The 7,402-nt window shown below is 35.9% G+C and carries 8 protein-coding genes; 1 reads left to right on the forward strand and 7 read right to left on the reverse strand.

Going from position 1 to position 7,402, the window contains the following annotated elements; translation table 11 throughout:
• The first annotated feature begins 92 nt into the window (after positions 1-92).
• A complete protein-coding gene (locus tag AC06OU_RS01155) occupies positions 93-1,709 on the forward strand; it encodes an MFS transporter (protein WP_475853496.1) in 1,617 nt (538 codons plus the stop codon).
• Positions 1,710-1,757: 48 nt separating this feature from the next.
• Here AC06OU_RS01155 and AC06OU_RS01160 read toward each other — a convergent pair whose 3' ends face one another.
• From AC06OU_RS01160 to AC06OU_RS01190, 7 genes are all read right to left on the reverse strand, one after another.
• Complete coding sequence (locus AC06OU_RS01160; protein ID WP_475853497.1) at positions 1,758-2,645, reverse strand: DMT family transporter; 888 nt, start codon at positions 2,643-2,645, stop codon at positions 1,758-1,760.
• Positions 2,646-2,651: 6 nt separating this feature from the next.
• Positions 2,652-3,557: a DMT family transporter gene (locus tag AC06OU_RS01165; RefSeq protein WP_475853498.1), complete on the reverse strand. Its 906-nt coding sequence runs from the start codon at positions 3,555-3,557 to the stop codon at positions 2,652-2,654.
• A gap of 122 nt (positions 3,558-3,679) precedes the next feature.
• On the reverse strand, positions 3,680-5,119 hold the full coding sequence (locus tag AC06OU_RS01170; RefSeq protein WP_475853499.1) for a hypothetical protein: 1,440 nt from the start codon (positions 5,117-5,119) through the stop codon (positions 3,680-3,682).
• Positions 5,120-5,504: 385 nt separating this feature from the next.
• Positions 5,505-5,945, reverse strand: a complete 441-nt coding sequence (locus AC06OU_RS01175) for a DUF2512 family protein (RefSeq protein WP_475853500.1) — start codon at positions 5,943-5,945, stop codon at positions 5,505-5,507.
• Between the two features lie 22 nt (positions 5,946-5,967).
• Positions 5,968-6,123, reverse strand: coding sequence for a hypothetical protein (locus AC06OU_RS01180; protein ID WP_475853501.1), 156 nt, complete (start codon positions 6,121-6,123; stop codon positions 5,968-5,970).
• Positions 6,120-6,947 (reverse strand): cytochrome c oxidase assembly protein, encoded by an 828-nt coding sequence (locus tag AC06OU_RS01185; protein ID WP_475853502.1) that lies wholly within the window; start codon positions 6,945-6,947, stop codon positions 6,120-6,122. The genes AC06OU_RS01180 and AC06OU_RS01185 overlap by 4 nt, the downstream gene beginning before the upstream one ends.
• A 2-nt stretch (positions 6,948-6,949) precedes the next feature.
• Positions 6,950-7,372 carry a DUF2243 domain-containing protein gene (locus AC06OU_RS01190; RefSeq protein WP_475853504.1) on the reverse strand — a complete coding sequence of 141 codons (423 nt, stop codon included), beginning with the start codon at positions 7,370-7,372 and terminating at the stop codon, positions 6,950-6,952.
• Between the last annotated feature and the right edge of the window lie 30 nt (positions 7,373-7,402).

Below are 7,402 nucleotides of genomic sequence, written 5' to 3' on the forward strand. Positions count from 1 at the left end.
TATATGATTTAGGCTATCCAAAAACAAAACGCTAATGTAAAATATTGTATAAATAAATTTAGACATCTATTAGGAAGAGTGGGGGTCATGGTATGGCGGAAAAAAACACTTCTCAAACATGGGCAATAGCATTATTTTCTATTGGTGTTTTTATGGCTGCTCTTGATAACGGGATTATCAGTGCTGCTCTTACAACCATCAATAGTTCTTTTGAGGTTAATGCGAACTGGGGGGCGTGGGGAATAACACTCTACACTCTCGGTCTTGCAATCAGCGTGCCAATAGTAGGAAAGCTCTCTGATCGTTATGGTCGCAAGCGACTTTTCATTGTGGAGATTGCCATTTTTGGGATTGGCTCCTTGCTAGTTGCCTTAAGTCCTAACTTCACTTTTTATTTAATCGCCCGTTTCATACAAGCTCTAGGTGGAGGCGGTATATTCATCATCGGAAGCTCTCATATTTTAAGCACTCTGCCGGTAGAAAAACAAGGCAAGGCTTTAGGTATGCTGGGGGGGATGAATGGTATTGCAGCAGTATTAGGACCCAATCTTGGTAGTGTGTTGTTAGATCTTACAGGAAGTTGGCATTTCTTATTTCTCATTAATATACCTATTGCAATCGCTCTTGTTATACTTGGTTTTTTAAAACTAGAAGAAACAAAGGATGCAGCAGTTGGAAAACTGGATTTACTAGGAATTGTTTTACTTTCCTTGTCTATTCTAGGAATTATGTATGGGTTGACTAATATTGAAGGAGTCAACTTCTTTAAGAGCCTACTGGAGTTAGAGGTATATGGATATATATTAGCAGGGATTGTTCTTTTACTCCTATTATTATTCCATGAAAGTCGTTTAGAAAAACGTGGTGGTGATCCCATCCTTCCATTTCGTTTGCTATCCAAATCGTCATACTTATTAACCTTGTTAATCGGTATGTTTTCAGGAGCTCTATTAGCAGGTATGATTTTTATCCCTGCCTTTTCTGAGCAAGTGCTTGGGATAGCCCAAGAAAACGCTGGGTATTGGATGACACCTCTTGCATTAGCAGCTGGGTTAGGAGCTGCGATGGGTGGTGTGTTAGTTGATAAAAAAGGACCAATTTTAGCCGTACTTCTATCTGGTATTGTGTCTGCCATTGGTTTTCTATTGTTTCCTACTTGGATTGAAGCTAAATGGCATTTCATTCTCGCTTCTTCAGTAGCTGGATTCGGAATGGGTATAATTCTTGGGGCGCCTTTAAATATATTAGCAACCGAAAAACTAAATACCGACAAGGGCACTGCATTGGCAACTCTCTCTTTAAGTAGACAAATCGGTATGACCATCGCTCCAACTATTTATGCCGGATTTATTACAAGAGGATTTAACGAAATACCAACCATTTTCCAAAATAATTTCCCAAAAATATTACAACAAAACATCGAGGAAGCAAACATTAGTGAGGCAGGCCTCCAGGAGTTTCAAAACCTTTCCCAACAGGTGTCCTCCTCTGGGGAAATTATTTCCCAGGAAACTATGGCACGATTATTAGACCAAATACAAGATCCAATATTACTTCAAACTATATTAAAAAGTATTGACCAAGTAACTACAATAGCTGCACAAAATGGCTACGGAGGGCTCTTCTATTCTGCAGTAGTTATAGCAGCTTTAATCACCGTTACTACCCTTATTCTGGCGCCTATTCGTAAACGAAGTCTCAAAAGCTAAATAAAAAAGGTAGTATTGACTTAGCATAGTCAGTACTACCTTTTTGGTTTACATCTCCTGTGATTCATTAGGCTCTCTCTTATTAGATTTAATAAGTGTATAAATAATTCCTCCAAAAACCATTAAAATCCCTAAAACTTGCATAGGTGTTGGGCGGAAATCTAATATCCATGTATCTAGTAATATAGCGACGACTGGGTCAACAAATACTAATGCGGAAATTACCACAGCAGTTAACTTTCTAAGACTATCAAAAAATAAATAATAGACAAAACCTGTATGTATTAAGCCCGTACCAATTATGTATAGCCAGTTTTCCATAGTTAATCCTTGAAATACATTAAGTTGAAGAAACGGAAGTAGTATTACAATTCCAATTGTGGTTTGGACAAAGGTCATTGCATAAGCACTTAACTGGTTAACACCTTTTCCAAGAAGCATAGTCATCGCATAGCAAAATGCAGCTAGAAGGGCCCATAAAAAGCCAGAGCCTAGAAACGCTGATAGGGATTGAGTGGTATTAATACCTACAATCAGAACACTTCCAAGAAAGCATACTAGTATAGCAATAAGAGATGTCCATGTCATCCTCTCCTTCAAAAATAAGGTTCCAAGTAACAAAACAATGATCGGTGCCAAATTATATATAGTAATCGCAATCGTAATCGATGTGACTTCAAAAGCCTTGAAAAGGAACACCCAATTTAGAACTAAGAATACACCGCATAGAAGAGTTTGAAGCAGTTCTCTTTTTTTCCACGTTTCTTTCTTATGTTGACCAGTAATCAACCATAGTGTACCAAGGAAAAGAGTGGCAAAAATACAGCGAACAAACACTAACTCTATAGCAGGAATACCAGTTTTTCCTGTAAAAAAACCAATCGATCCAAAAATGGCCATGGACAATGTCATTTTTAGCATTGCCGCTCTATTCATCTAAACTCACCCTACCTTTGCTTTGCTTATTTTCTTATATCCGCTGATTTGTTGCATAAGGAAAAAGAATACCCCGATTAAAACTATAAGACCACCAATAATTTGCCAAGCAACTATACGTTCACCCAGAATAATGACAGCTAAAATCGTTGCTCCAACAGGCTCTCCAAGAATACTCATAGAAATGGTCGTAGCATTTACGTAATTAAGAAGCCAGTTATTTATGAGATGTGAAATGGTAGGAACGACAGCCAATAAAACAAAAATCCCCCATTCCTTGGCATCATAGCCTGTCAACTGAACCGAAGTGACAACATTATAAAGAATCAAAGCGACTGCAGCAAAACCAAATACACAGAAACTATAAATCCAATGAGACACTTTCTTTACAGCACTTTGACCAATTAGTAAATAACCTACCACTGCAATAACACTTAAAAATGAAAGAATATCTCCTAATATGGCACTTTTACTAAGGCCAAAATCTCCCCAGCCCACCATAACAGCACCTACAACTGCAATACCCATAGTAAGCAGGGCACTAGCAGTAGTTCTTTCTTTAAATAAAATCATTCCACCAATTAAGGCAATAATTGGCTGGAGCGCTAGTATTATCGTTGAGCTTGCTACAGTAGTTAGCTTCAAAGAGCCAAACCAGAGAGCAAAATGCAAGGCTAAGAACATTCCGGAGAAGAACAAAAGGTACCATTCTCTTTTTGAAATTCTTTTAAATTCGTTTCTTTTTATCCAGACAATCGGCAAAAGCAATAAGCTAGCTAGGATCATTCGATACATACTTAAGATAGTTGCTGGTGCATTGGACCATTTCACAAAAATTGCTGCAAATGAAATCGCTACAATAGAAACTATTAACGGTAATACAATTGATTTAGATGTTTTTTCAGAATTCACAACGTTACCCCATTTTTTCATTTTTCTTGTAACTATTATTATCCTATAATCTAGCACTTTATCAACATAAAGTAGACAATATAAAAATATCTTCTTATACAAAAAAATCCCCTACTAGGGGATTAATCTGTACGTTCTCTTTTCCACTTTCTATATCTGTTCGCCAACCCTTTGCCGCCTGTACTTACAAGTAGCGCAATAGCCAATCCAATTCCACTTAGTGCAGTCACAAGGGATATCCATTCAAAGAATGAGTATCCAGGTACCTTAGACCAGTCCGTGAATCCCTTCCAATCCTCTATTACCAAGTTCATCCCATAGATACCGGAAATGGTCGTATAGACTGTCAGCATAAACAAAAGCATGTTATGACGTGTGCTTGTTTGGTTAGCTTGGGCACGATACAAATCATCTAGTGTCTTTTTAACTTCAATAAAGAGATGGTTTAGGTTAAATGCTTCTCGAAGTAAATGGGTAAGCTCCTTCCCTTCTTGCCTTGGAGAAACCTGACCAAAGTAGTATCTTGAATAAAATTTAGAAATAAGCTCCATAAGCTCTCTCACGTACTCTTTGTCCTTAGACCAGCTTACCTCACTATGCTCAAATGAGAGTTTTAATAGCATTATCTTATAGTAGTAATGCAACAATAAGTTATAATACATCGTTCCCATAAAATCAGAGATGCTATTTGGTGAAGCTTTCTCGTCTATTTTTGTAACAGTTGCCTGAACATTCTCAGAGGTAATAGTATATGTAAAAGGAGCCCATCGATTATGTAATCGTTTCTCTACAAATTGCTCAATGTACTCAGGGTTAGTGCTAGATATATATGGATTTCCGTCCACTTTACCATCAACCTGTGCAACCCGATACAAATGCTCCTCTAAAATTTCTTGATCTTTTTTAGTCACCAGATAAATAGAGGACATCATTCTTGCATCCTCAAAAAAAGGAAGACTACCATAATACCCCTCTAAATGTTCATTCCTAATAATAAACTGCTTAATGGATGGACATAAATGATCCAATACTAATTGATTGGTTGTTTCAAAGGTATTGGAATCATTATAGATTCTGACCCCCTGTTCTTCCTCCAGTTTAGGTTCTAATACTCTAAAGTGAGAAACAAAATGCAAGAACTCTGATAAGTTTTCTTGCCCTTCCTTTAACGTTCGAATTGTTATTAACCCAATACCAAAAGGACAGAGAGTAATATCTACACTATTAATAACAAAGCTACTTTTTTGTTCTTTGAATTCCCATGTAAATTCCTCATTTATTTCTTTTGAGTATCTTAAAAACCCCCTATTTTTTGTTGTTTGGGGGAAAAGTTTATCTTCTATATATGGTAAAAAAAATTGACTTAGTTGTTCATGTCGAACCTTTACTCCTGTTCCATAATAACCAGCTTGAAGTGATTTGTTCTTTAGTTTAAAAAATTCAAAATGATGCCTTTCTAGTGTTTCCATCATTTTCTGTCTCTGTTTTTCATAAAAGGCGAATGGGAACATAAAAGTTACGTATGCTTTTTCTACATCTAACTCTTTTAACTTACTTATCACAGTCCATTCCCCCGTTTCTTAACCTTTAGATACCACCTCTTCATTTTTTTCAAACAAAAGGCAACTTTACCTATAAGCTAAAGTTGCCTTTTTAACCTATAAGTTACAGGTTATTGTTATTAACGTTGTTGTTATTGTTATTGTTGTTGTTATTGTTGTTACGGTTGTTATTACGGTTGTTTCTGTCATTGTTATTGTTGTTATTATTGTTGTTTAGGTTTTCAAAGTTGAATTCCTCACCGAATTCGTTGTTGTTGTTATTGTTGTTATTGTTATTGCGGTTGATGTTGTTACGGCTGTTGTTATTGTTGTTGTTGTTTGACATTTTATTTACCTCCCTTCTACCGTATTAGAATGGGCTATAAACGAGAAAATATACATTTTTTTATTTTCCCTTAAAATCCTCTTCTTTAAAAGCTTTTGCGAATTCCAATTGTGTATCAGTTCTTTGATAATAACCTGCTTTATCGCTTGGATTTGTTACTCTTGGTTCGAAAATGTGCAATTTTATATATTGATGCAAGTACATTTCCCCAATTATCAAGATAAGAGAAATAATAAATGCAGCTCTTCCTACAGGGACGGAAGGGTCGAATAAGTAAGTACCTATTAGCCAAACTACTGCAAGCGCTAGTATGAAATCACCAAAGGTTGCAAGCATGTTACCGATCTTTGGCATTAAAAAGATATCACCTATAAAGCCTAAAATAGTTAACGCAATGCTTGTAATAAAAATATTTAATAATTCTACCCCATAATAACCTAGTACGATCCAAATGACGGCTGTTGTCATAATAAACTTAATGAGAAATGCTTTGAAGTACATTTCAAAACCACAGTCCTTTCTTTTAAGTTGATTTTTGACTATTTATTTCCTTATCCTTTAACTGTTTAGCTATCAATTCGTTTAACTCATTATAAGTTAACCCAGAATTTGCATTTTGCCTTTTAACTTCCTCAATATTAGTGCCTGCAACGGTATATTTTGCATTATTCTCCTTCATATAAGCTCCTCTTTTCTATTGATAGGTGTAGGATTAATAATCTCAGCTTTAGGACAGGTTTGTTTGAACCATTGGTAAAAAAGAATAATAATTAATCCTATCTCAATAGCGTCCCCACCGTAATACATAATCATCCCTCCCATTTCTGCTTCTGTTTTGGAAACACCAATTGGAGGGTTTGCATAAATATATTTGGAAAGGATGGCATGACCCGCTAGAGCAAATAAAAAAACCACTGATCTATATATATAACTCTTTCTATGAGGTGTTGGGTCAATATATATAATGGAGATTGTAAAAAGGTAGCCGGCTAGAAAAATGTGTATATGAATGAAGATATAAAGCAAACTATTTTCATGCATCATTTCAAATAAAGGTGTGGTATATAACAACCAAAGTCCACCGACATTTAATATAGATGCAACGATTGGGTTTTGAAAAAAGTGAATAAATCTAGTTCGAAGTATTCTAGTAATACTTCGCGAGGTTTTGACTGGCAAAGCCCTAAGAAATAGTGTCATTGGTGCTGCTAATGCTAAAAGTAGGGGTGCTAGCATTCCTAAAAGCAAATGACCAACCATGTGAACTACAAAGTCTGTATGTGCTTGCTGTGCGAGAGGTCCTGCTACAGATATAATTGCTAAAAAAATTCCTATTATCCATAATAGCGTTCTATATTTTGGCCATTTTCGCTTACTTTTATTAGACATATATACGGCTATTAAGTATAAAAAAAGCATGATTATAAATGGAGCACTTAGTAGTAGTTCAACAAAATCAATATTTAAACTACTTTCATCTTGGTGATGTTGGTGATGATGCAACCCTATTCACCTCTACTCTTTGTACTCGTTTGTTTTAAAAGAACCAAACCAACGATAATCATTAAAATTGCAGTTATATTCCAAACTAAGTCATACGGGAGAATATCGACATTATAACGAATTTGATGTAAACCCATTAGCTTATGCTGAATCGTACCATCATATAGCTGAAAAACTCCGGCTCCTAGAAAGATACCACCTAGCCACCTCTTTGGCCAAAAAGCCTGGCGTCGATGAAGATCTGCCATTAAAAAAGCCGAGCCCACAGTAGCAAAGAAGCTAAATGCATGGAATAACCCATCTGATACTAAACCAATATCTGTGGTAGATTTATCATAGAAATGATGCCAATGTAAGATCTGATGGAAAACCACCTCATCTATAAAGGCAACGACTCCTAAACCAAACAGGATTCCAGTCCACATATTTTTTGTTGAATAGCGTCTTTGATTTTC

This window comes from Psychrobacillus sp., from assembly GCF_056205495.1.

Bases quoted from the DNA above. Each gene is read 5' to 3' on its own strand.
- AC06OU_RS01160 (WP_475853497.1), bottom strand. From the start codon at position 2,645: ATGAATAGAGCGGCAATGCTAAAAATGACATTGTCCATGGCCATTTTT.
- AC06OU_RS01175 (WP_475853500.1), bottom strand. From the start codon at position 5,945: ATGTACTTCAAAGCATTTCTCATTAAGTTTATTATGACAACAGCCGTC.
- AC06OU_RS01190 (WP_475853504.1), bottom strand. From the start codon at position 7,372: ATGTGGACTGGAATCCTGTTTGGTTTAGGAGTCGTTGCCTTTATAGAT.
- AC06OU_RS01180 (WP_475853501.1), bottom strand. From the start codon at position 6,123: ATGAAGGAGAATAATGCAAAATATACCGTTGCAGGCACTAATATTGAG.
- AC06OU_RS01155 (WP_475853496.1), top strand. From the start codon at position 93: ATGGCGGAAAAAAACACTTCTCAAACATGGGCAATAGCATTATTTTCT.